This window comes from Streptomyces sp. NPDC037389, assembly GCF_040636475.1.
GTDB classification, from domain to species: Bacteria; Actinomycetota; Actinomycetes; order Streptomycetales; family Streptomycetaceae; genus Streptomyces; species Streptomyces hesseae.
Window position 1 is genome coordinate 313,022 of record NZ_JBEZUS010000006.1, and the last position, 22,133, is coordinate 335,154.

Below are 22,133 nucleotides of genomic sequence, written 5' to 3' on the forward strand. Positions count from 1 at the left end.
TGGAGGTCGCAGTGATTCATGTGTTCGTTGGGCCGACGCTGTCGCGGCCCGAGCCGCAGCTGGCCGTGCCGGGTGTGCGGGTGTGGCCACCGGTGCGGCATGGGGACCTGTTCGCCGACGTAATCCGCGGTGGCGACACCGCAGTGATCATCGACGGGGTGTATCACCAGGCGTCGGCGCTGCGTCACAAGGAGATCCTGGCGGCGATGGGCCGGGGGGTTGTGGTGATCGGGGCGGCGAGCATCGGTGCGCTGCGGGCAGCGGAGTTGGCGGCGTTCGGGGTGCTCGGGGTCGGCAGCATCTATGCCGCCTACGCCCGTGGGGATACCGTCGGCGACGATGAGGTGGCCGTCGGGCAGGCCCCTGACGGGCAGTGGGAGGCGCTGACCTGGCCGGTGGTCAACCTCCGGCACGTTCTTCAGCTGGCCGTTTCGGCCGGGGTGCTCAACGGCGAGCGGGCCGCCGGGCTGCTGACGGTGCTGCGTGCGGTCTACTATCCGCAGCGCACCACGGCCGCCGTGCGGGCCGCCTGCCGACGCCAGGGCGAGACGGAGTTCGCCACATGGCTGGCCGAGCGGCGTGAGCAGGACCGGCACTTCGGCGACCTCAAGCGCGCCGACGCCCTCGCGGCCGTGCGCACCGCGTTCAGTGGCCGGGCGCCGCGGGCTGTCTTCCGGCCGTCGCCGTCCGTGTGGGAGTCGACGTACTTCAGGCGATGGTCCAATGCCTTTGCCCGCGACCGCGTGGACGGGCTCGAGCTGTTCGCCGAGGACCGGCTCGTCTACCAGCAGGTGTTCGACCCCGCGTTCCGCAAGACGTGGGTGGCCTACCTCGAGCACCGCTCCCTGCATCCATCCGACGGCGGTCTGGGTCTGCCGCTGGCGGAGCGGCTGGCCCAGGTCACCGGCGGTGGCCTGCCCGCCGACCGTGTGTTCCACCCGATGGTCGACCTGCGGGACGAGACGACCGTGGCCCTGCTATTGGCAGATGAGAGCGAGCTGGACCGCCAGGCGGTCGCCCGGTACGCGGACGCCCTCGCGAGGGAGCGCCGCAGCCGGCCCGGATTCTCGACCGCGGCGGTGCGCGACGACCTCACCCGCCGGCTCCTGCTGCGGATATGGCAGTGCCCTGAGCGGCACTTCGACGCGGAGGCGTCCGCGCGCGGGCTGGTCAGTGAGGCGCGCGCCGTCGCGGCGGCCAAGCGGCTCGTTCCCGGGCTCCTGGACGAGCTGGACGGGACGACCGATCGGACGGAGGCGACCTGTGACGGGCGTTGACGACCTGGTGGCGCTGCCGGGCACGGTGCGTGCCCGGACCCCCGAGCAGACGTGGCAGGCGGTGGCCGGGTATCTGCTGGACTACGGCATCACCCGGGTCGCCGACCTGACCGGCCTGGACTGCGTCGGCCTGCCGGTCTGGACGGCGATCCGGCCCGCCTCGCGGACCCTGAGTACCTCTCAGGGCAAAGGCGCCACCGATCTGCTGGCGAAGCTGTCGGCGGTGATGGAGGCGATTGAGCTGTGGCACGTCGAGCAGCCGCTGCCCGTCGCGGCCTGCGGCCCGGCCGCCGACGTCGCCCCCGACTGCCCCGTGGCCGCGCTGCCGCTGACCGTTCCCTACCCCGGGCACACCCTGGCCCGGGTGGTGTGGGAGTGGACGCCCGGTACCGCCCTGCTGAGCGGGGAGAAGGTGCTGCTGCCGGTCGATCTGGTCCGCCGCCGGGCGCAGCGGCCCGAGTGGAGCCCGGATCTGCTGCGCGCGACCAGCACCGGCCTGGCGTGCGGGAATACCCGCGACGAGGCACTGGTGCACGCGCTGTTCGAGGTCGTCGAGCGGGACGTGCTCTACCAGGACGGGCAGTTGGACGGCCGACGGCGCACGCTCATCGCGCCTGCCACGGTCGATGACCCCCATGGCCGGGAGGTGATCGACCGGCTGGTGGCCGCGGGCATGGCATTGGAGATCGCGCTGGTGGATGGCCCGTACGGGTTGCCGGTGTGCGTGGTCTACCTGTGGTCGGATGACCACCCGGTCGTCTTCGCCGGCGGCGGCTGCCACAGCAACCCGGCGATCGCGCTGTCCCGGGCGCTGACCGAGGCCGCGCAGTCCCGGCTGACCGTCATCGCCGGGACCCGGGACGATCTCCCCAGCGACCCCGCCAGCTTCGACATCCCGCCCTTCCGCCCGGCGCGGACCACCGGGCTCACGCCGTGGCCGGAGGCGACAGACCACTTCGATGGGGCCGGTGGCGGCTTCGCCCAGCAGGCCAGGGACGTGGCACGACGGGTCGCACACGTCACCGGGCACCAGCCAGTGGCCCTGGATCTGTCGGACCCGGCCAGCCCCGTGCATGCCGTGCAGGTCGTATGCCCGGGTACCCGTTCACGGATCAGGAGGGTGATGCCCCGATGAACTCGACCACCACGGCGGCCCCCTGCGTGCCGCCCGCGCCCGCACCCGTGCAGGGGCGTTCAGCGCAGTACGACGCCTTCCACGCCGCCCGCGCCCGCACCGATCTGGTCTCCCGGCTGTACGCCGCGGCGATGGGGGAGGACTACCCGGCCGAGGTCGCCTCCTCCAGCTCGTGCGACTGGCCCCTGCTGGCGCTGATGACCGCGCGGCTGAGGATGCGCCCGGGTCAGCTCCTGGTGGACGCGGGCTGCGGCACCGGTGGCATCGGCCTGTGGCTGGCCCGCGCCCTGGCCCTCCGCCTGGAGGGCTTCGACCTCTCCCCGGTCGCCGTCGCCCAGGCCAACGACCACCGATCCCGCTTCGGTATGTCCGCCGACCGGGCCGTCTTCCGCGTCGCCGAGCTGGAGAACACTGGCCTGCCCGATCGCCACGCCCACGGCATCGTGTGCGTGGACGCCCTCGGGCGCGCCGCCGACCGGGAGGCGGCGGTGCGCGAGCTCGGGTGTGTCCTGGCCCCGGGCGGCCGGCTGGTCCTGACCCGGGCCGGGCGGCGGGCCGCGGACCCCGCCTGGCACGAACAGGCCCGCGTCGCCGGCCTCGCGGTGGAGCACGTGGACGAGCGCCCGGCCGAGCCCGCGATGTGGGAGCGGCTCTACCGGTTGTGGATCGCCCACGGCGACGAGCTCCGGCACGAGCTGGGCGAGGCCCAGACGCAGAACATGCTGCGCGAAGCGCACGAGGTGCTGCCCACGTTGCCGGGCCGTCGCGCGGTCCTGCTGACCCTGCGACGCCCATCGGAAGGTCCCGACGGGCCGGGCGTGGCCGCTAGGATGCCGTCGCCCGGCCGCCGCCTCGGCGACGGCCCTGCTGTCGGCGAGAGGACCCCACAGTGAGCCAGCACCGTTCCCTCCGTGCGACGGTGTTCTCGGCCGGATCCTGGGGTACCGCCCTCGCCAAGGTCCTGGCCGACGCCGGCACCGACGTCATCGTGCACGCCCGACGTGGCGAGATCGTCGACGCGATCAACACATGTCACCGCAACCCCGGCTACTTCCCGGACATCGAGTTGCCCGACGCCCTGACCGCGACCACCGAGGCGGCCGCCGCGCTGGCGGGAGCGGACTTCCTGGTGCTCTCCATCCCCGCGCAGACCCTGCGGGCCAACCTCGCCGCCTGGGCGCCGCACATCGAACCAGGCACCGTGATCGTGTCGCTGATGAAGGGCATCGAGCAGAGCAGCGGTCTGCGGGCGAGCCAGATCATCACCGAGGTGACCGGCGTGAGCGCGGACCGGGTGGCGGTGCTGTCCGGACCGAACCTGGCGCGCGAGATCATCACCGGTCAGCCCGCCGCCGCCACCATCGCCTGCCCCGACGCGGACACCGCCCACCGCTTCCAGCAGGCCTGCCGCACCCCCTACTTCCGCCCGTACACCAGCACGGACGTGACCGGCTGTGAGCTGGGCGGTGCGGTGAAGAACGTCATCGCCCTCGCGGTCGGCATCGCCACCGGCATGGGCCTGGGCCACAACACCGCGGCCATGCTCATCACCCGAGGCTTGGCGGAGACCACCCGCCTGGCCACGGCCCTGGGCGCCTACCCGGCCACCCTCGCCGGCCTGTCCGGCCTGGGGGACCTGGTGGCCACTTGCTCCTCCCCGCTCTCCCGCAACCGCACTTTCGGCACCCACCTCGGCCGGGGCCTGAGCATCGAGCAGGCGACGGCCGCCACCCGGCAGACCACCGAAGGCGTAAAGTCCGCCCAGGCGATCCTCGCCCTGGCGCACACACACGGCGTTGAGATGCCCATCACGGAAGTGATCTCCGACCTGCTGCACGAGAAGGTCACCCTCGACGAGGCCGCGGCCACGCTGATGCGGCGGCCCCCCAAGCCCGAGCGCTGACCCCCAGCGCCCTGCGGCGGGGCGCCCACCCGTCAACATCACCTCCCGCCCCGGAGGCCCTCCCCATGCACGCATCCGTGCTGGCCGTTGTCCAGATCGCCATCACCATCGGTCTCGTCACGTGGATGATCACCGGCTTCACCCGCCTGCCCGGCCGCTGGCTGCGCTGGAAGATGTTCTGCCGGGCCAACTTCACGATCATCACGCTCACCGGCACCACCAAAGACGGGCGCGCCGAGCCCGTGAACGTCTACGACCACCTCTCCCCAGGAAGTTTCATCCTCGGCCCGCCCCAACTCCAGACGATCATCAACCACCTCACCCACAGCGGCCGGTACACCCGGATCGACGGTGACGGCCGCGTCCTGTCGGCTTGCGGTGAGCAGCCCGTCAAGGTGAGGGACAGCCATGTGGTTCTTTGACGCCTTCGCCTCCGGCTTCCAGCACCCTACCGCCCCCGGACAACTCCAATGGTTCCGGATCACCTTCGGCACCGTGCTCACCCTGCGCTTCGCCCTCGCCTTCGGCCAGGGCGGCTGGGAGCGCTTCGCCGCCACCTCGATCAGCGCCCACCTTGCTGAGCAGCGCCTCGGCCCCGCCCGGGCCCGCCTCCTGATCACCCTCTACCGGCCCGCGCTGATTGTCCGTACGGCCGCCGCCCTCGCCCTCGCGTGCGGCCTCGCCCCCCGGCTAGCGCTCCTTCCGGTCCTGGCCGGAGCCGCCATGGAACTGCTCTACCTCAAAAGCCCCAACGCCATCCGCTACACCCTGCTGACCGGCGCCTCCCTCCTGCTTGCTGGGGACCTCGGGCACGGCCTGCACGTCGAGCACGGCCTGAGCACGGCGAACACCTGGGCACAGTGCCTCCTCGTACTGATTACTACCGACATCTACTGGAACAGCGCCTGGCAGAAACTCCGCTCTCCCCAATTCCGCACCGGCCTCTACCTCGCCCAGTGGATCCACGTCTACACCCAGGTCAAGGACCAGCTCCCCTACCGGCGCCAGTACGCCGTCCCCCGGATCGTCCGTCGCCACATGGGCAACCTCACCGACCGGGACGTGCGCCTCTGGCGCCTGATCGCGACCACCGTCATCACGGCGGAGATCGCGCTGCCCCCCGCGCTACTCATCCCGCAGACGATGCCGTACGCCGTCGCCGCCGGCATCGGCATGCACGTCGCTTTCAGCTGCCTCAAACCCCGACAGCTCCTGACCTTCTCCGGCCTCACACTCGGCACCTACTTCGCATTCGTGGCCTGACCGTTCCTCGCCTCGACCACGTTCTCGTCGCCTGGCACGCCCCCGACCGCACCGGCCCTACTCGACACGCTGCTCCCGCCCACCCGGCACGACTTGACCGAACCGGCCTCGTCCACGGCACCCTCTCACCGCCGACACCTCCGCGCGGATCGTCGCCCTGGACCTCGTCGCCGGTGCCGAGATGCACCTCAAGCGCGGCAACATCGAACAGGCATGCGTCACCTGGCACCAGGCGATCGACCACATGCAGAGCGTCCGCTCCGTCCGCACCCGCAAAGCGGTCTCCCGCATGCGCAGCGATCTTGCCCGCTTCCGGGCCCGCGGCCTGCGCTGCGGGGCCGAGCTCGACCAGCACGGCCGCGACTTCCTCACCAGCACCTGAATTCAGACGCCGGGGCCCAGCGAGGTCTCGGTGTACCGGCGGACGACGGGTTCCACGTAGTCCGCGTGCGGCCCCGTCAGGCCGACCAACTCATGCGGGGAGCGCACGAACGCGATCTCAGCGAGCTCCGGTTCACGACCCGCTGCGCGCTCGGCCGCTGCCACCGCAGTGAATCTGCTGCTCAGCTCGGCCTCGGGCAGGGCGGGAGCGAGGTAGGTCAGGCCGACGCTGAGGTTCCCGCCCCGACTGGCCGCCCACAGCCGTAGCTCGTCCGGCTTGACCTCCACCCCGACTTCCTCGGCCAGTTCCCGCGCCGCCTTCCCGCTCAACGCCCCCTCATCGAGCACCTCGCCGTCCCGGGGTGGCTCTACCGAGCCGCCCGGCAGCTGCCATCGGCCAGGCGCAGCCGTCGCCGGCGACATCCTCGCCACGACGACCCTGCCATCGTCCGTCGGCTGGATCGCGTTCACGAACAACGACGGCAACGCCCCACCGCCGGGAACACGGCGCAGGGCATAGTGGCGGTACGTCACCGCGGCCCAGCGCAGGAACAACGTGCCCGGCTCCTCCCACCGGAGCCCCGCACAGGCCACCACCGGCCCATCGAACAGCGCCGGATTGGCCGCAACCGCCATCTCCCACGTCCGGTCCCGCGCCGCTTCAAGCTCCGCGGACAGCACGGGCGCTGCGCATTCGGTCAGGTGAAGGCGGTGAACATCGAAGAGCTTCATGCCCGAAGGCAACGTCCCGGTCACCCAGCTCAGCATAGGGGAGACGGCCACCAGTCCGGGCGGCCCGGTGAATAGCCCGGATCAGGCGGAGGAACGGCTGGGACGGGCATCTTGTCCGGGGCGGCCGGAGTAACAGAACGTGCGGTCCGGGACCTGTCGTCGGTGGAGTGTCCGGTGCAGGCGTCAGTGTCAGTGCCCTGCGCTACGGTCGTCTTCCCCTGTGAAGGGGTGCTCCGTTCCCGCCCGGCCTCCAACTCAGGCCGGGCGGGAACGGGCGGCGCGCGCCCCCTTCATTCTCGGCACGGGGGCCGAGCCTCTTCCGGATGGAAGGGCGACACCAAGGTGTCCTGCCTCCATATGACAGGGGTCTACGGTGGGATTGCAAGGAAAATCGGGAACTTCACCCGTGCGACCTTCCCGACGTGCTTGCGCCCGTGCAGGAACGGTTCTTTCCGGGCGCTGACCTGGCACCCAACGGACTCTAAAGTTCCGTGATTCCTTGATCACATGGCGTAGCGGGTCATGGTCGGTCCATGCTGATGCTCCCCTCAACCACGGCTCGGCACCCGCAGGTTGACAGGGGATCTTCCTGTTGATGCGGCTCCGGATGGCTGCGGCATGACACAAAGGAGAGTGATGGACACCAGGAAAGTAGCGCTGCCCTTGGTGCTGGCCACGATGGTGTTCGGCTGGAGCACAGCGATGGCGGCGATGGGGCACGTGGCACTGATTGCATCACTGGCCCCCGTCCTGGGCCTGACCGTGACCCAGGTCCTGCGCGGGTTTCCCCCGCGGGCCTCGTCAGCCTCCGGGCACCGTGTGGCGGCGGTGCCTGACAAGGAGGACGACGCCCCGTGACGACGTCGATCAACGCACCGGGCCCGGCCTCCGAGCCGGGCCCGGTCCGCCCCGGCCGCAAGCTCGGCCCCATCACCTCCACCGTCGGCAGTTCCCATCGTGCCTGGCTGGAGCCGACCCGCGACCACTACCTCGCCAGCGGTCACACCCTCAGCGACCTGAGCATCCGCGTTCCGCTGGCCAAGTCCAAGCTCTCCGAGCTGCTGCGCGGCGTGGGCCACTACCCGCGCTGGGCGGCTCTGGACGCCGGCAAAAGTCGGGACTGGGTAGAGCGGTCCACCGAAGGCGTCATCGCCCTGGCCACCGCCCGGCCCGGACCACCCCTGGAACACGGCGCCCTGCGCACCATGGTGGAAGAGTGCTACCGCCTCTACGCCGGGGCCTTCCTGCACGACGAGGCACTTGACGCCGCGGTGGAGGACACCTTCGCCATCCTCTGGCTCTCCTTCGACGACGCCCTCGCCAGCCCGGACATCCGCCGCTACGCCTGGAACATCCTGCGCGCCACCGTCCAGGCCAAGGCCGACCACCGCGACCAGCGGCCCGTGCTGGGCGAGGCCGCCTTCGGCACCGTCGCCTTGAGCGCGCAGACCTCCCTGGAAGGACAGGCGGCCCAGCTGGCCGAGAGCCTGGAGCTGTTCGCCGCGATCAGCAGACTGCCGGCCGCCCAGCTCGACGTCGTGGTGCTGCGATACCTGTGCGGGTTCAGCCCCGAGAAGGTCTCCGACCTCCTCGGCATCCCGATAGCCGCCGTACGGTCCGACGAGCGCCATGCTGAACGCTTCCTGGCCGACACCATCGAGCAACCGCCCCACACCGGAGGACCCGCCTCATGACACCGCTCGAAGACATCCTGGCCAGGGCACTGCTCGTCCGCCACCGCCGCCCTGTGCCCCGCGACACCGTCCCACCCCGTGAAGCCGAACCACCCACCCGGTCGCCCGTCACGCCGGGCGCGACGCCGAACACGTCCGCGGCCAAGGACCTGCGCGCCCTGTGCGAAACCCTGGTCACCCACACCCCCGCCACCGCGGTTGCCGCCTTCATCACCGACCAGGTCCCCGAACCCAGCAGCGCCCTCGTGCTGGCCTGCGTCCTGCAACTGACCGACACCGGCGACGTCGCCCGGTTCTGGTGGCAATACGCCGCCGGCGCCGGCCAGCCCGCCGCCGCATACTGCCTCTACCTCCACCATCTCGCCCGTGGCGAGACCCACACCGCACTCTGGTGGCACAACCAGACCGACGACGTGAAGCCCCCCACCGGCGCCGTGGGCACCACCATCCACTGGGAGGGCAAGCCCGTCGTACTGCGGCACGACGACGAGGCTTCCACCACCACGATCCTGCGCGTCCTGCGCCGTCTCGCCGGGCACACCACCCGCGTACGCTCCGCCGTGGTCGGTGAACTCATGAACTACATGCCCACCGCCGTAGCCATCGGCTACCTCCGTGAACCCGACAGCGAGCTGCCTTTGCCCGGTCCCCAGTTCGCCCGCGAGATCCGCGCCTTGCTGGACACTGCCACCGACCGACCCAGCGATCTCCCAGCCCATCCCCACGACCGCCTCGGCCTACGGCGAGCAACCCCCCGAGCCCCGCTACGGGCCCACCGGCAGGTAGGCGAGGCCGCGACCCACTGAAGACGGCCTGCTGTATCGCGCCCCCAGGTCGACCATTGTCTGGTGGCTGGGTCACGGTGCTGTGACCCAGCCACCAGAGAACACGGTGTGACTGCGAACTCATCCGGCGGGGCCCGCCAAACGGGTTCCCGCCCGGCGCCGACCGCCTCGCAGTGATACCTAGAGCTCGTAACACGATCTTGCAGAGATGTGATGGCTGGGTGTGATTGGTGTGATGATCCGGCTGTTCGCGGGGTGTGAGTACGCGCCTGTGCTTCCCTCCCTTTAGAGTTTCCCGCTTTGATGTGCACACCGAGGTCCCGGAGGTCGCCCCGGGGACACGCGGCCGACGGTCCGGGGTCCTCCTCGGGCGGTACCAGATCCGGGGGGCGTCATCCGGTGGGGACGTCGGGGGAGGTCACCCGGGGTTCCCTCCGCGGTCGGCACTCATGGGAAATATCGCGCGTGGTCCGAGTTCCGCACTACTCAGGAGCCGTCTTGCACATACCCAGATACGTCACCGCCGTCTGTGCCGTCGCCGCGGCGACGGTCTTGGCCACCTCCACGTCCGCGGCGGCGGAGACCGGCCCGGCGCAGGACAATTTCTTTCCCGCCATGGTCTATTCCATCCTCCGCCTCGACATCGATCCGCCGGGCGCCAACGACTGGAACTGCCGTCCCAGCGCCGCCCACCCACGTCCGGTCGTCCTGGTACACGGCACCTACGAGAACCGCTACAACAACTGGGCCCGGATGTCCCCCGAGTTGAAGGCCCAGGGCTACTGCGTCTACGCCCTCGACTTCGGCGACACCGACGACGCCGGAGTGGCTCTCGCTCCCACCGTCAAGGGTTACGGAGACATCAAGAAGTCCTCCAAGGAACTGGCCGCCTTCGTGGACAAGGTGCTCGCTGCCAGCGGCTCCGGCCAGGTGGACCTTGTCGGCCACTCCCAGGGCGGGACCCTGTCCCGCTGGTATCTCAAGGCCGACGGAGGCGCGAACCCGGCCGACCCCTCGAAGAACAAGGTCAAGAAGGTCGTCCAACTCGGCGCGACCAACCACGGCACCACCATGAGCGGCATCGAGACCCTCGCCGACAAGCTCCACATACTGGAGGCCGGGGCGAAGCCCCTCGGGAAGGCGGGCGTCCAGCAGTACGAGAAATCCGACTTCATCAAGGAGCTCAACACCGGCGGGGACACCGTTCCCGGGATCGACTACACCGTGATCGGCACGAAGTACGACGAGATCACCACCCCCTGGCAGAGCACGTTCATGACAGCGGGCCCCGGGGCAACGGTGCGGAACATCACCTTGCAGGAGGGCTGCTTCGTCGACTTCTCCGCCCACCTGAGCATGTCGTACAGCCCGCGTGCGATCGGATTGGTCAAACGGGCCATGGACCCCTCAGCCCCGGCGGCTCCTTGTGTGCCGAGGGCTCCCGCCTTCTGATTCCGGCCCGAAGGTCCGCCGTGGCCGATAGGCCGGAGTCTTCAAGAAGCTGCATCGCATCCTGCTCACCAGGCTGAATGCGGCCGGCGAACTCGACTGGTCCCGCGCGTGCGTGGACGGCTCCCACGTCCGCGCGAAGGGGGGCGCCGCAACCGGTCCGTCGCCGGTCGACCGGAGGAAGACGGGCAGCAAGCACCACTTGTTCTGCGACGGCAAGGGCACCCCACTGAGCCTCCGCCAACTTGAAAATCGCTGGTCAGCAGGGCTGGTGTGACCGTGTTCCGGGGCGCTTGCACTGGTCGTGGGCGGGAGTCTGCGCTGTAGGTCGTCCGCCAGCGGGCGGCTTGCCGGCTCCTGCTCGCGGCGGGCGGACGGCCTTTAACGATCCGGTGTATGGATCCCGAGCTGCTGGACCGGATCACCGCGCGGCGTGCGGAACTGGACGAACTCGAAGAACAGCTGGCCAACCAGCTGGCGGAGGTCCGGGCTGAGCGCGACGAACTCGCCGTCGCCGAGAAGGTTCTTGAGCGAATGAGCGAGCAGCTTGCCGAGGAGCGGGCCTTAGCCGGGCCGACGCCCGGGCAGGTGGGCGGCCGGGCGGTGATGATGATCCCGCACCGCACGTCCGGTGTGGAGGAGACCATGCTCCCGCCGGACTACCAGCGCATCCTGGCCGTCGTGCGGGAGGCTGCCGGGCCGGTCATGGCCCGGCAGGTCGGCGAGGTGCTGGGGGTGGACGTCAGCGTGCGGGCCAGACTGGAGCCGTCGCGCGGGAAGCTGGTCAGGCCGGCCGATCGCGGCCTGCTTCGGAAACTGCCCGACGGCCGGTTCACCACTCGCCTGTGACCAGGGACGCTGCCGCCCTGATGGCACTCATTAACTGAATCCCCCACCCCTGCTCTGTTCCCAAGTCTGCTCATCCGGGACGTTTTCTCTGCCCGTGCAGCGATCCGTACGCCCCTTGGTGGTGCGGGAGCACGGGGCGCGCCTACGGCAGCGGGGTTTGCACGTGCCGTAGCGGCATGTGGTCCAGTAGGCGGCGAGCACGACACTGAGAGGTTCCCTCGCATGCCCCTTCCTGCGATTCCCCGCCGGGTCAAGATCGGCGATGCCGCCGCGTTCGCCGGGACCACTCCCCGCGCCATCCGCCACTACCACGCCATCGGGCTCCTCGCCGAACCGGAACGCGGCAGCGACGACCGCCGCCGCTACGGATACGGCGACATGATCCGCCTGCTGTGGATCCGCAAGATGGCTGATGCGGGTATCTCCCTGGACGACATCCGGGCCGGCTTTGAGGGCGCCACCGGCATCGAGCAGTCCCTGGCCCGGCTGGAGGAGTCCCTCGCCTCCAAGGCGGCCGCCATCGAAGCCCAGCGGGCCGCCGTGCACCGTCTCCGCGAGGTGGGCAGCCCTCTGGGCCTGCTCTCACCGCTGGTCAGTGGCCGCCTGCGCGATCTGCCGCCCGGAGCCCTGCGCCCGGCCGATCTCGATACCCTTCTGGTCACGGAGCGCGTCTTCGGCCCCCTGGGCGCCGCCGTCCAGGCCGGCCGGTTCATCGTCCTGGCCACCCACCCCGAGCTGCGGGCCGAGGAAGACCGCCTGGCCGAGGCCGAGACGGCCCTGGACGACACCATGTCCCCCGGCGACCCCCGCATCGAAGACCTGGCTGCCCAGCGGTGTGCACATGAGACCGCCTTGGGAGCCACCATCGACAGATCCGGCCTGGACGAGGCCCTCGACGACCTCCTGGACCAGGAGGACGAGCACGCCGACGAGGAGGAAGGCGAGGCGAGGATGAGCACGATGGAGGCCATCGGCAAGATGCCGTACGACTTCTCCCCGGCCCGCGTCCGGTACGAGGAACGTGTCATCGAACTGCTTCACTCGGCCGATCAGGACGGCGACACCCCACGGACCTGCTGACTGGCACCGGCGCTCAGGGCGAGCCCGACAAGAGCAGCCCGAAATGGTGCAGCACGAACGTAGCCACGGTTCCCCCGGCGGCCGTTGGGCACTGTGCGAAGAGAGCCGAAGAGCACGCCGAGGGCACCTGCCCGCTTGTCTACCGGTGCCGACTGCCGCTGTCCACGCGCACCGTCAACCACCTCGCCGGTCTGCTGCGGCGCCGTCTGAAGGCTGTCCGGTCCCGGTGGCGGATCCTGCCGCCCGGGAAGACCGCGGTGATCGTCCTGGCCGTACTGCGCCACGACCAGCGCCTGGCCGACATGGCCGGCGGCAACAACATCTCCGAGTCCACCGTCCGACGCCGGCGCGGCGAGGCGAGGCGAGGCGATCGGACTGCTCGCCGCACAGGCCCCGCGCCTGGACCGCGCGTGCAAGAAGATCGCCCGGCAGGGTGGGGAGGTGGTCCTGATTGACGGCACCCTCATCCCCACCCGGCGCCGCACCGGGAAGGCCGACCGCAAGAACTACTCCGGCAAACATCGCCACTATGGCCTGCGCTTCCTCGCCCTCACCGACGAGCGGGGCCGCCTGATCTGGATATCCGCCGCCCGGCCCGGCCGCGCCCACGACAACACCGTCGCCAACGTCAACGACATCACCCAGACCCTCAACCTGGTGGACGGCATCGCGCCCATCGCGGGACGGCCCGGCCGACCGCGGCGGCGCCCCGACTGCGTCCTGGGCGACAAGGCGGACGACTCCAAGGCCGTACGCCGGGAACTGCGGCGCCGCCGGATCAGGTGTTGGCGGCCTTGATGACGCGGGCCTGCTCCAGGCGGACCCTCGTCGCCCAGGCGGACGATTCCGGGCACACGGTCAGCCGGCCGGAGTCCGCGTCGAAGCCGACGGCCGCGCCGTGCCCGGCCAGATCCGGGGCGATGACCGCCCATCGCTCCCGAAGCGTCGCGCCGACGGCCGGGAGCTCCCACGCTCGCTCGACCAGCGCGCCGAGCGCTGCTGCGAGCCCCGTCGGCTCGCGCCCGTCCTGCCGCGCCGTCCGGTCCGGCCGCACCTTGCCCTTTCGGGGCCAGGCACGGTCGCAGCGCCACACCGCCCTGCTGCACGTCGCGCGGCGCAGCGGCAGGGATGCTCCGGCAGGCAGAAGGGCAGCCCGTTCCGCCCGGGCCCGGCGCAGCGCCGCTCCGACGGGCCGGTCCAGGGCACACGGGAGGACGGCGTGCAGGCTTCACTTCACAGCACACCGCTTCAATCTGGACAAACGGCCTGGCGTCGGTATGAAGATTTTCCGGACGTTTTCCGCACACCCCAGCGGGTCACTCCCCAGTTCGGCAGACTGGCACGCAAAGAGAGCCGCCTTTGTATGCCAACTGGCACCGACCTGGGGGAACTTGTGATTATCCGGCGATTCCTTGACGTCGATAGTGAGCTGGCCCGGCACCTCGTCCAGCAGCTCAACACCCCACTGGACTGGCCAGAGGACGGAGGGCTGAACACCGAGCACGTCGCGCACATTGCTTCTGCGGCAGCCTGTGACGTCTCGTACAACCAAGCAGCCAACGGTCATCTGGCCGACCTCTTCGCCGCCCTCCCCCTACCAGGCGCGCCCGAAGGCGATGAGTTCTGGGGCGCGCTGAAGGATGCGGGAGGCAATGCCGCTCTGTACATCGTCCCCGGCAACATGGGCGGTCCGTTCTTCGATCGTCTGGCCGGGGGGAACGAAGGGGGCATTGCCAGCCGTGTGCTCTGCTTTCTGGCAGGGCTCAACGACCAGCAGCGCGACGCGGTAGCCAAGGTGATCGGCAACGCGCTGGCCCATGACGCGCCCGTAGCAGGTGGCCACTACCTCGGGCAGTTGTGGCTGCGTGACGCCGAGACCACTGCCTGGCATGTTCTGCTCGCCAGCCGACGGCTGCACCAGGCAGAGGACGACCGCAAGCGATTCTTCGAGGCGTGGGGCAACGCCTGAGTGGGACGACTGTAGCCACGATGCGAATCGGCTCCGGCAGCCGCAATGCCGGAGCCGGGGCGTTGCCGCCGGGTGACTGTCCGAGCCAGCTGATGTTCAGGGCGGAAGTGCGACGCAGGGGCCTGTTCACCCAGTAGGTGAGGGACAGCTGGCCGACGGACGCGTAGCGCACATCCTCGCCCTCGGGGTCGTCAGCGTTCCACTGTCGAAAGCCTCACGGGCCGGCCGCGGCGGCGCTGAAGAACGAGTTCTACGAACGGGTCAAAGACCGGTCCGGCACCTTCGAAGTCGAGACCCGCCTCCGCGCGAAGATCGTCACCCACAAGACGGCTATCGAGCGCCGTCGCAACGTTCTGCATCAGACTATTTCGCGGCCCCCGCTGGTTCCGTCAAGGAAGCTTCTCGGTGCCTCGACCGGTCAGAAGTTGCCGGAACCCGAGAACGGAAGGCACCCACCCGCAGCCGACGACTGCGATGTCAGCTGTCATCTCCGCCCGTGGCCAGCGCCTTTCCCGCAGACTCCCGTGGAGGGGGCAATGAGTAGATCCTGATGCGGCTTTACGCGTGGTCAGCACAGTAACGCCGCAGTAAATGCATACATCTCGCCCTGGAAGCCGGAACGGTCCGCCGCAGGTCGCGACGATCACGGCCAGGGCTCCGGCGCAGCAAATCCGGTATTTACTGCGGTAGTTGGGAATACATCTCCGCGATCGTGCAACTTCGAATATGGGTCTGCTGTGAAGGCTTGAGGGGAGGAGGCTGTCAGTGCGCGACGCCGACCAGGCCTGGCACCAGCATGTTTGCCTGGGTTATGCCCCCAGGTCCTCCGTCACGGGCAGGCACTCGGCGAGCAGGTCGACGACGTCGCGCCAGGCTCGCTGCGCGTGCTGTCGGTGGTAGCCGACGCCGGGGACCACGGGGTGGTCGACCGGCGGATGGTGGAAGGCATGCAAGGCTCCGCCGTAGACCGCGAGGCGCCAGTCGACGCCCGCGGCCTGCATCTCGGCGGTGAACGCGTTCCGTTGCGCGGGCGGCATGATCGGGTCTTCCGACCCGACCCCGGCCCACACCGGGCAGCGAATGCGCGCCGCCTCGCCCGGTCGGCCCGTGGTCAGTGCGTTGACTGTCCCGATCACGCGCAGGTTGACGCCGCCGCGCCCGAGTTCCAGCCCGACGGCGCCCCCGGTGCCGTAGCCGACGGCGGCGATCCGGTCGGGGTCGGTCCGGGGCTCGGTGCGCAACACGTCGAGCGCCGCATGGCCGATCTCCCGCATCCGGTCGGGATCGGCGAGCAGCGGCAGGCAACGGGCCAGCATCTCCTCGGGGTCGCCCAAATAGCGCCCGCCATGAAGGTCGAAGGCCAGCGCTACATATCCCAGCTCGGCGAGAGCATCGGCCCGGCGGCGCTCGACGTCGCTGAGCCCCATGCCCTCTGGCCCGAGCAGCACCGCAGGCCGGCGGTCGGCACCAGCCGGGAGCGCGAGGTGCCCGATCATCGTCAAACCGTCGGCCGGGTACTCGACCGTACGCGTCGTAATCTTCGTCATGAGACTGGACTGTAGTGATCGTCGAGCCCGGTCCGGCCGGTGTTCTGCCGCTGGCAGAACAGCACGGGTGTCCCTCTGAAATACGGGACGGGCCCGGCGCTCAGGGCTTCAAGATCATCCCGTTGCCCCTTTGGCGCGCATCTCGGTCACACCCCGAGACCCCCGCGAGTTCGTGAAAACTGAAGGTACTTCAGCGGGAACCCAAGGGTCCGATGCCCCGATGTTAGGGGGTGGACCCGTGGGTTCGGGGTCTCGCCGGTATTGCTCCAGGATTGAACGCAAAGGGCTTTGGCCAACGCTGAGTATCGATTCGATCAACGAGTGGGCGGGGGTTGTGCCTTGTGGCCGTGGCCGCAGATTGGCAGCCCGTGTCTGTTGAGTATCTCTCGGGTTGCCCACATTCCCCACAGCCATCAAGCTCGCAAACCAGGCATCCAGCTATCAAGCTCCAGCAGAGCAACCGAAGGCTCGCTCAACACTTAGTCGAGATCCCACTTCTGCCAGTCCTCGCCGTTGCAGTCCCACAGCCACGTCCGCTGAGGTTTGCTGTCCTTCTGGGCGGGGTCACCGTCGAGGCAGCGCCTGTTCCAGGCACTCTTGATCTCACCCGAGGTATAGAACTTCCACTGCTGGTTCCAGTCACCACCATCGGACCAGCCCCTCCAGCGGTATCGGGTGATGGCGCTGCCGTTGGTGTCGTTCAGTACGGCGTCGAGGACCCGACCGTCATAGGCGTGCACGGCATTCCTGTCGTCCTGGCTCGTGAAGGTCCACTTCTGCCACTCCGTGCCGTTGCAGTCCCACAGATAGACCTGGCCTCCGTCCCAGGACTGCCCAGGGTCAGCGTCGAGACACTTTTTGGAGTACCGGTTGCGGATAGTGAAACCGCCCGCGAGGATGCGTGCTTGCGCCATGGGGTCCTTGGGGCCGAAGCGGGCCACGAACTCTGCGAAGGAGATCTCGCTTCCCTCGGAGTGTGCCTGGGCTCCGTGCCGTGAAGTCGCAGAAGCGCCGACCGGCGGGAGCGCCGCCAGGGCCGCCGCACAACAGGTGATGAGCACCACGAATCTCTTCACTGGCCATCCTCCCTGGACGCGTGAGTCGAGTCCAGACTGTCGCGCGCCAGGCACGGCACAGGGAAGAGAGAGCCGAAGAAATGTCCGACTGGCACACGCCTATTGGCTGGCAGTCCGGTCTTGCGCTCTCCGACACCGGTTTCCAGGCGGTGAACCAGGCGCCGGTCTACCGGTCGTCGGTACGCCCTGGTCGGCGATCGGGGAGCCGTTCGGGTGAGCGCAGACGCGACCCCCCGCCGGTGGGCCATGCGGCGCAGTCGGGGTGATCACCCGCATTCGGCGCCCTGTACCCCTGTTACGCCTCTTCTCCTGGTTATGACTGTCGTGTAGGGGGGTGACATTGAGTGGCGCCAATGAGATGGTCAACTTCCCTACTGGTCAAAGGGTTTGGGGGGCTCATGGGCGGCTCGGTTTCACTGCTGGTTCTGGTGGTGGGTTGGTTTGTGGTCGCGCTGGTTCCGATACGTTCCCGTTCTGGACGCCGGGGTCTGTCTGCGTTTGTGCTGGGGGTGTCGGTCCTGGTGATTGTGGCTGCGGGAGTCTGGGTGGCTATGGATGATACGGACAGCAGTCGAGGGCAGGGGACCTCGCACTCGTTGGTGGCGATGGGCATAGCCGGGTTGCTCGTGGCGCCGGCTGCCATTGCAGCACTGGTGAGGCTCGCTCGGGCAAGCAGGGATTGAGGGCTCCCCTTCAATCGGAGGATGAACCCGGTCATTTGCGGCCAGCCAGGCCCGCGCCGGCACGGGCGGCGAGGGTGTCGCGCATCTTGTGGCGGGCACGGCTCTCCCGTGCGGAGACGGCCTGGCCGAACAGGCTGATGACCTCATCCAGTACGTCGGTGGCGGACTGCGCGAGCACCGTCAGCAGCATCGGATGACGCCGCTGCGGCTCCCCCTGTCCAGCGACTGCGCGGTCAAACGGCGTCCGACCGTGGCCAGGAACCGGCGCCGCTCCGCGGGCAGACCGGCCAGGTCGAGGGTGCGGGCGTCCAGGCCGCGCAGGAACACCAGCTTGCCCAGCTCGGCCTTCACCGCGTTCGCCGAATCCCCGGTCGCCCCCTTGGACAGCCAGTTCAGCCGAAAGTCGCCGCCGTCCAGCGCACCACCGGCCTCAAGCTCCGCGAGTGGCGGGTCACCGACCTCGACGACCCGCCCCAGGACGGGAGCGACGTATAACCGCACCGGTTGACGGGGCGCTACTGTCCGCCTGCACCTGCCCGGCCCCTTGGGCAGAACTCGTCGCCGTTATCGAGGGCCAGCGCCTGCGCGCCCGCCCGGCCGACACCCTCGGGCCGGCCGCCGTCCTCTACCGCGCGCAGTGCGCGACCTGTGGCAAGCCCTTGGCGTTCAATCCTGGAGCAATACCGGCGAGACCCTGGTTCGTGGTGAAGTCGCGGGGTGGTTCTCCAGCGGCCGCTTCAGGAGAGCGCGGGCGGAGTTCGCGTACCGGATCGCGGTCTTCTCGTCCAGGCCGAAGACCTCCGCGAGGTGGAGTTCGTCAGGGCCGTGCACGAGTGCTTCTTCGAGCTGCCGGTCGACGCGGAGCTGTTCCAGGGTGGCGGCTTGGCCGCGAAGGGGTGCGGTGAGAGAGACCTGGCTGACCGGGCCGGCCCCGAGAGCGGTGATCTTGTTGATCAGCAGGTGCGGGTTGGCCGTGTCGGGCCAGCGGCGGCACCGGAACTCCAGCCACTCGCGGGCGACATGCAGCGTGAGGTCGTCCAGCCGTCGGGTACGGCCGTCGACCGTCAGTTTCCGGTTGCCGATGTCGAGGTCGTCGAGCTGGAGGCGGCGGATGGCACCGGAACGTGCGGCGTGCACGGCGGCGAGGGCGAGGACCAGACGGTCCGCCGGCTTGGTGACCGCGGCGACCGAGTTCTCGATGTGTTTGGGCTCCAGGGGCTGGACGATGCCGTGCTCGCGCTGGCCGACGCGGATGCGGCTGGTCGGGCTCTTGAAGATGGTGCCGTTCTTCTTCGCCCGGCCGAACAGAGAACGCAGCACGGTGAGCGTGTGCTGGCGCCGCCAGCCGTGGAGGGTGTCGAGGTGGGCCAGGACGTCGTCACGGGTCACTTCGCGCAGGTGGTCGTGGCGGGAGGACCATTCCATCAGGAGGGGGCGGATGCGGTTGAGGTAGTTCCAGACCGTGTTCTCGTCGCGGGCCCGGGACCGGGGGCCACCGTCGTGCAGGAGCCGGGCCCAGTGCTCGACATCGCGACGGATCCCGGGGGCGATGCCGTCGAGCTTGCGCTCCAGCCACGTCTCGAACGACGGCGTCCGGTCGTCGAGGAATACGCCGATCTGGTCGAGGACCTCGATGGTCAGCTCCATGTTCAGCCGACGGGGCCGCAGGGCCGGGTGGAGTTCGGAATAGCGCACGACGTCCCCGCCGATATGCCGGGACATCAAAATGATCAGGGCCTTGTCCACGCCGAGACGGGTCTTGCGGGGCCAGCTGCGGGCCTCGCCGAGGCGGTGGGCGCTATGGCGGGCCCAGGCCAGCCACGGGTTGTCCGGACCCTCGTACTGGTCGGGGTCGATGCGCGTGAGGTCGCGGCAGACCGGGAACAGGGCGGGCTGGAGCCAGCCGCCGGGTGGTGATGCCGGAGGCGGGGCGGGCGTGCGGGGTCGTCCGCGGTGCTCGTACTGGGGCTGCCGCGGCCGCGGGACTCGTTCCCACAACGGCGCCGTATGAGCGAAGAACAGCTGGTGATACCGCAGTTCGGGCAGCAGCGACTCCGCCTTCGCGCCGGTGGCCGCGGCGTCCGTACGCGCTTGGTGCCAGCACAGGCGGCAGTAGCCCTTCCGCAGCGGGCCGTGTTGGCGGCAGCCGGTGCACGGCGCGTGCGGGCCGGGGCGGGCGAAGGAGTTGCAGCCTCCGCAACACCGCATGAACAGCAGGCCCCAGGCCAGGCAGTTCGAGCAGCTTTGAGGTTCCAGCACGGCCTTCTCGTCCCCCCTCCCGCCGGGTCACATCGGCGGCAGCGACCGGCCGTCCCGCCGGCGCGGGACCACCGCCGGGGCCGGACCGGACGCGGTGGCGGCCTGCTGGCCCGTCTCCTCGCCGGGGCGGGTGACCTTGTCCGGCTCGGGGATCAGCAGGTCGCCGATCTGGCAGCCGAGGACGACGCAGACGACGTCCAGGTCGTCGAGCTTGAGGGAGACCGGCTGGCCGGACCACAATCCGGACATCTTCCCGGCCGAGATCACCAACCCGTGCTCGGCCAGGCTCCGTTGGAGCTCGGATGCCTTCCAGATACCCTTGTTCGCGGCCGTCAGCCGCAGGTTCCACTTCATCGGATCAGCCCTTCCAGCCGCTTCGCGGCCCGCTCGGTCCCGGCGACCCAGGCGTCCTCGACCCGGGTCTGCTGGACGTGGACGTATCGCATCGTCGTGGCGATCCAGGAATGCCCCAAAACCTCCTGAATTGCGAGCAAGTCCAGCCCGTTCCCATAGAGCTGCGACGCGCAGAAATGCCGCAGGACATGCGGCGTTAACTTGCCTGTCCAGCTGGGAAGATGAGCCTCGACCGCGTTGTCGAGTCCGTTGCGCAGGGCATCGTCGCCGACCCGGCGGGCGGAGCCGTCGGTGTTCTTGCGCTCGGAGGGGAACAGCGGGGCTCCGGGGCGGGCGTGATCGTCGTCGAACTGGCCCCAGACATCCTCGATGAACCACCGCAGCGTGCGGTCAGCGCCGTTGATCAGCGGCACCATCCGCTCGCGCGGGCCCGATCCACGGGCGCCCTTGCCGTGGCGGACGTGGAGCTTGCCGAAACGGCCGAGGTTCCACTTGATGTCGGCCAGGTCGAGCTTGCATGCCTCGCTGACCCGCAGGCCGACCTGGGACATCAGCTTCGCCGCGGTGTAGTTCCGGGCGGTCGGGGCGAACTTGCGGCAGGTGGCCAGCTCGCCGCCCCAGCCGGTGAACAGCGTCCCGACCTCCGGCTCGGTCGGCGGAATCCGCAGCTGGGCGTCCTTGGCGCCGCGCGGCCGGTTCATCTCGTCGATCGGGCACTCGATGACCCGGCCGGTCAACCGGTGGAGCTCGACCTTGTGCCGCAGCTCCAGGAACATGAAGTACGTGGTCAGCGCCTGCGACCGGGCCAGCCTGGTGCCACTGGGCGAGTTCCGCAGCACCTTCCCGAAGTACGCGTCGGCGTCGGCGGGCTCCATGTCCCACAAGGGCCGGCCGAACCAGGTGCGGATCTGGTCCAGGTGCCCGACGTCCCCGCGGATGGTGCCGTCCGCCAGTCCTGCCGAGGCCCACACGATGACGAACCCGGACAGCACGTCGGTCTCGAACCGCTCCAGCTCCTCCGCCGACGCGGGCGCCCAGTGCTCACGCAGGTCCCGTACGACTGCCAGCGCCGCCAACCCGAGCCTCCTCGCCTTCGGCCCGACTGCGGATCGGTCGGACAAGGTGAGAACGCTTCAAGAATCCCGAAGTTACCTCACAAGGCTGCGGAGCACTCGAAGGAGGAAGAACCCCCTGGCCACAGAGCCAGGCGCTCAGCGGGACTCAGGGGAACTCACGGGATGTCGCACAGTCCGGCCCAGCGGGTTGACCACGAACCTGTGGGCCCAACCGCCAGAATCAGGAGATCCACCCGTGGGTTTGCGGTGAACAACCTTCAGTTTCTCTCAACCCACGAACCTCCCGGGGGTTGAGGAACATCCATGCCGGATCGTGCGCTAAGCCCGGATCGTCGCTGGCGGCACCTGACGGGCCGTCCGCCTGCGCTTGAGGACGGGTGACGTTCCCGGCCCAGGTGCCATTGCGTTGCCGGCGCCGGAACAGGTCGCAGACCCGATCCCACGGACCGTGCCGCTCAAGGACATCACGCCAGGGAGTCGCGGCCCGGGCCCGCCACCGTATGCCGTCGATCAGCTGCCGCCGCGTCCAATTCGGCGGACGGCCCGGCTTCATGTCCTTGGGCAACAGCGGCGCCAGTCTGACCCACTGGGCGTTCGTCAGATCACCGCATCCCACAGAAC

25 protein-coding genes and 2 pseudogenes are annotated in these 22,133 nt (G+C 69.5%); 16 read left to right on the forward strand and 11 right to left on the reverse strand.

The genetic code is table 11. The features are described 5' to 3' along the window. Positions 1–20: 20 nt before the first annotated feature. From AB0E98_RS15900 to AB0E98_RS15930, 7 genes are all read left to right on the forward strand, one after another. Complete coding sequence (locus AB0E98_RS15900) at positions 21–1,277, forward strand: TfuA-like protein (protein ID WP_361702570.1); 1,257 nt, start codon at positions 21–23, stop codon at positions 1,275–1,277. After that, positions 1,264–2,412 carry a YcaO-like family protein gene (locus AB0E98_RS15905; RefSeq protein WP_361702572.1) on the forward strand — a complete coding sequence of 383 codons (1,149 nt, stop codon included), beginning with the start codon at positions 1,264–1,266 and terminating at the stop codon, positions 2,410–2,412. The genes AB0E98_RS15900 and AB0E98_RS15905 overlap by 14 nt, the downstream gene beginning before the upstream one ends. After that, on the forward strand, positions 2,409–3,305 hold the full coding sequence (locus tag AB0E98_RS15910) for a class I SAM-dependent methyltransferase (protein ID WP_361702574.1): 897 nt from the start codon (positions 2,409–2,411) through the stop codon (positions 3,303–3,305). The genes AB0E98_RS15905 and AB0E98_RS15910 overlap by 4 nt, the downstream gene beginning before the upstream one ends. After that, positions 3,302–4,315, forward strand: a complete 1,014-nt coding sequence (locus AB0E98_RS15915; protein ID WP_361702576.1) for an NAD(P)H-dependent glycerol-3-phosphate dehydrogenase — start codon at positions 3,302–3,304, stop codon at positions 4,313–4,315. Before AB0E98_RS15910 ends, AB0E98_RS15915 begins: the two co-directional genes overlap by 4 nt. A gap of 65 nt (positions 4,316–4,380) precedes the next feature. Continuing rightward, a complete protein-coding gene (locus AB0E98_RS15920; RefSeq protein ID WP_361702578.1) occupies positions 4,381–4,737 on the forward strand; it encodes a hypothetical protein in 357 nt (118 codons plus the stop codon). Beyond that, positions 4,724–5,578, forward strand: coding sequence for a hypothetical protein (locus AB0E98_RS15925; RefSeq protein ID WP_361702579.1), 855 nt, complete (start codon positions 4,724–4,726; stop codon positions 5,576–5,578). Before AB0E98_RS15920 ends, AB0E98_RS15925 begins: the two co-directional genes overlap by 14 nt. 181 nt (positions 5,579–5,759) lie before the next feature. After that, positions 5,760–5,960, forward strand: a complete 201-nt coding sequence (locus AB0E98_RS15930; protein ID WP_361702581.1) for a hypothetical protein — start codon at positions 5,760–5,762, stop codon at positions 5,958–5,960. A 2-nt stretch (positions 5,961–5,962) separates the two neighbouring features. Here AB0E98_RS15930 and AB0E98_RS15935 read toward each other — a convergent pair whose 3' ends face one another. Beyond that, positions 5,963–6,691: an NUDIX domain-containing protein gene (locus AB0E98_RS15935; protein WP_361702583.1), complete on the reverse strand. Its 729-nt coding sequence runs from the start codon at positions 6,689–6,691 to the stop codon at positions 5,963–5,965. Positions 6,692–7,327: 636 nt separating this feature from the next. Here AB0E98_RS15935 and AB0E98_RS15940 point away from each other — a divergent pair. Genes AB0E98_RS15940 through AB0E98_RS15950 form a run of 3 tightly spaced genes read left to right on the forward strand, consistent with a single transcriptional unit; the run spans position 7,328 to position 9,191 of the window. Continuing rightward, complete coding sequence (locus AB0E98_RS15940; RefSeq protein ID WP_361702584.1) at positions 7,328–7,549, forward strand: hypothetical protein; 222 nt, start codon at positions 7,328–7,330, stop codon at positions 7,547–7,549. Next, on the forward strand, positions 7,546–8,385 hold the full coding sequence (locus tag AB0E98_RS15945; protein WP_361702586.1) for a sigma-70 family RNA polymerase sigma factor: 840 nt from the start codon (positions 7,546–7,548) through the stop codon (positions 8,383–8,385). Before AB0E98_RS15940 ends, AB0E98_RS15945 begins: the two co-directional genes overlap by 4 nt. After that, complete coding sequence (locus tag AB0E98_RS15950; RefSeq protein WP_361702587.1) at positions 8,382–9,191, forward strand: hypothetical protein; 810 nt, start codon at positions 8,382–8,384, stop codon at positions 9,189–9,191. Before AB0E98_RS15945 ends, AB0E98_RS15950 begins: the two co-directional genes overlap by 4 nt. Before the next feature lie 461 nt (positions 9,192–9,652). Here the strand turns inward: AB0E98_RS15950 and AB0E98_RS15955 are convergent, their stop codons facing one another. Further along, positions 9,653–9,787: a hypothetical protein gene (locus AB0E98_RS15955; protein WP_361702589.1), complete on the reverse strand. Its 135-nt coding sequence runs from the start codon at positions 9,785–9,787 to the stop codon at positions 9,653–9,655. Between AB0E98_RS15955 and AB0E98_RS15960 the strand changes: the two genes are divergently transcribed. From AB0E98_RS15960 to AB0E98_RS15980, 5 genes and pseudogenes are all read left to right on the forward strand, one after another. Beyond that, positions 9,786–10,622, forward strand: a complete 837-nt coding sequence (locus tag AB0E98_RS15960) for an alpha/beta fold hydrolase (protein ID WP_361702590.1) — start codon at positions 9,786–9,788, stop codon at positions 10,620–10,622. The two genes, AB0E98_RS15955 and AB0E98_RS15960, sit on opposite strands and share 2 nt — an antisense overlap. Positions 10,623–10,653: 31 nt before the next feature. Next, positions 10,654–10,857: pseudogene (locus tag AB0E98_RS15965) on the forward strand (IS5/IS1182 family transposase); the annotation flags it as partial. A gap of 158 nt (positions 10,858–11,015) precedes the next feature. Next, the gene (locus AB0E98_RS15970) at positions 11,016–11,468 is read left to right on the forward strand and encodes a hypothetical protein (protein ID WP_361702592.1); all 453 of its coding nucleotides are present in this window, start codon (positions 11,016–11,018) and stop codon (positions 11,466–11,468) included. 222 nt (positions 11,469–11,690) lie between these two features. Further along, the gene (locus AB0E98_RS15975; RefSeq protein WP_361702593.1) at positions 11,691–12,548 is read left to right on the forward strand and encodes a MerR family transcriptional regulator; all 858 of its coding nucleotides are present in this window, start codon (positions 11,691–11,693) and stop codon (positions 12,546–12,548) included. 441 nt (positions 12,549–12,989) lie between these two features. Next, positions 12,990–13,328 (forward strand): annotated as a pseudogene (locus AB0E98_RS15980) (transposase family protein); the annotation flags it as partial. Here AB0E98_RS15980 and AB0E98_RS15985 read toward each other — a convergent pair. Then, the gene (locus tag AB0E98_RS15985) at positions 13,327–13,641 is read right to left on the reverse strand and encodes a DciA family protein (protein ID WP_361702595.1); all 315 of its coding nucleotides are present in this window, start codon (positions 13,639–13,641) and stop codon (positions 13,327–13,329) included. The pseudogene AB0E98_RS15980 and the gene AB0E98_RS15985 sit on opposite strands and share 2 nt — an antisense overlap. A 270-nt stretch (positions 13,642–13,911) precedes the next feature. On the opposite strand from AB0E98_RS15985, the gene AB0E98_RS15990 reads away from it, so the two are divergent. Beyond that, positions 13,912–14,517: a hypothetical protein gene (locus tag AB0E98_RS15990; RefSeq protein WP_361702597.1), complete on the forward strand. Its 606-nt coding sequence runs from the start codon at positions 13,912–13,914 to the stop codon at positions 14,515–14,517. A gap of 809 nt (positions 14,518–15,326) precedes the next feature. Here the strand turns inward: AB0E98_RS15990 and AB0E98_RS15995 are convergent. The 8 genes from AB0E98_RS15995 to AB0E98_RS16030 all read right to left on the reverse strand — a co-directional run bounded on the left by AB0E98_RS15995 (position 15,327) and on the right by AB0E98_RS16030 (position 22,128). Further along, positions 15,327–16,064 carry a dienelactone hydrolase family protein gene (locus AB0E98_RS15995; RefSeq protein WP_361702599.1) on the reverse strand — a complete coding sequence of 246 codons (738 nt, stop codon included), beginning with the start codon at positions 16,062–16,064 and terminating at the stop codon, positions 15,327–15,329. Positions 16,065–16,543: 479 nt separating this feature from the next. Beyond that, positions 16,544–17,140, reverse strand: coding sequence for an RICIN domain-containing protein (locus tag AB0E98_RS16000; protein WP_361702600.1), 597 nt, complete (start codon positions 17,138–17,140; stop codon positions 16,544–16,546). Positions 17,141–17,854: 714 nt separating this feature from the next. Beyond that, positions 17,855–18,013: a hypothetical protein gene (locus tag AB0E98_RS16005; protein WP_361702601.1), complete on the reverse strand. Its 159-nt coding sequence runs from the start codon at positions 18,011–18,013 to the stop codon at positions 17,855–17,857. Next, positions 18,004–18,324 (reverse strand): hypothetical protein, encoded by a 321-nt coding sequence (locus AB0E98_RS16010; RefSeq protein ID WP_361702602.1) that lies wholly within the window; start codon positions 18,322–18,324, stop codon positions 18,004–18,006. Before AB0E98_RS16010 ends, AB0E98_RS16005 begins: the two co-directional genes overlap by 10 nt. A 165-nt stretch (positions 18,325–18,489) precedes the next feature. Then, positions 18,490–20,082 carry a hypothetical protein gene (locus AB0E98_RS16015; protein ID WP_361702604.1) on the reverse strand — a complete coding sequence of 531 codons (1,593 nt, stop codon included), beginning with the start codon at positions 20,080–20,082 and terminating at the stop codon, positions 18,490–18,492. 27 nt (positions 20,083–20,109) lie between these two features. Beyond that, positions 20,110–20,436: a helix-turn-helix transcriptional regulator gene (locus AB0E98_RS16020; RefSeq protein WP_361702606.1), complete on the reverse strand. Its 327-nt coding sequence runs from the start codon at positions 20,434–20,436 to the stop codon at positions 20,110–20,112. After that, complete coding sequence (locus AB0E98_RS16025; RefSeq protein ID WP_361702607.1) at positions 20,433–21,512, reverse strand: site-specific integrase; 1,080 nt, start codon at positions 21,510–21,512, stop codon at positions 20,433–20,435. Before AB0E98_RS16025 ends, AB0E98_RS16020 begins: the two co-directional genes overlap by 4 nt. Before the next feature lie 220 nt (positions 21,513–21,732). After that, positions 21,733–22,128: a transposase gene (locus tag AB0E98_RS16030; protein ID WP_361702609.1), complete on the reverse strand. Its 396-nt coding sequence runs from the start codon at positions 22,126–22,128 to the stop codon at positions 21,733–21,735. Positions 22,129–22,133: the final 5 nt, after the last annotated feature.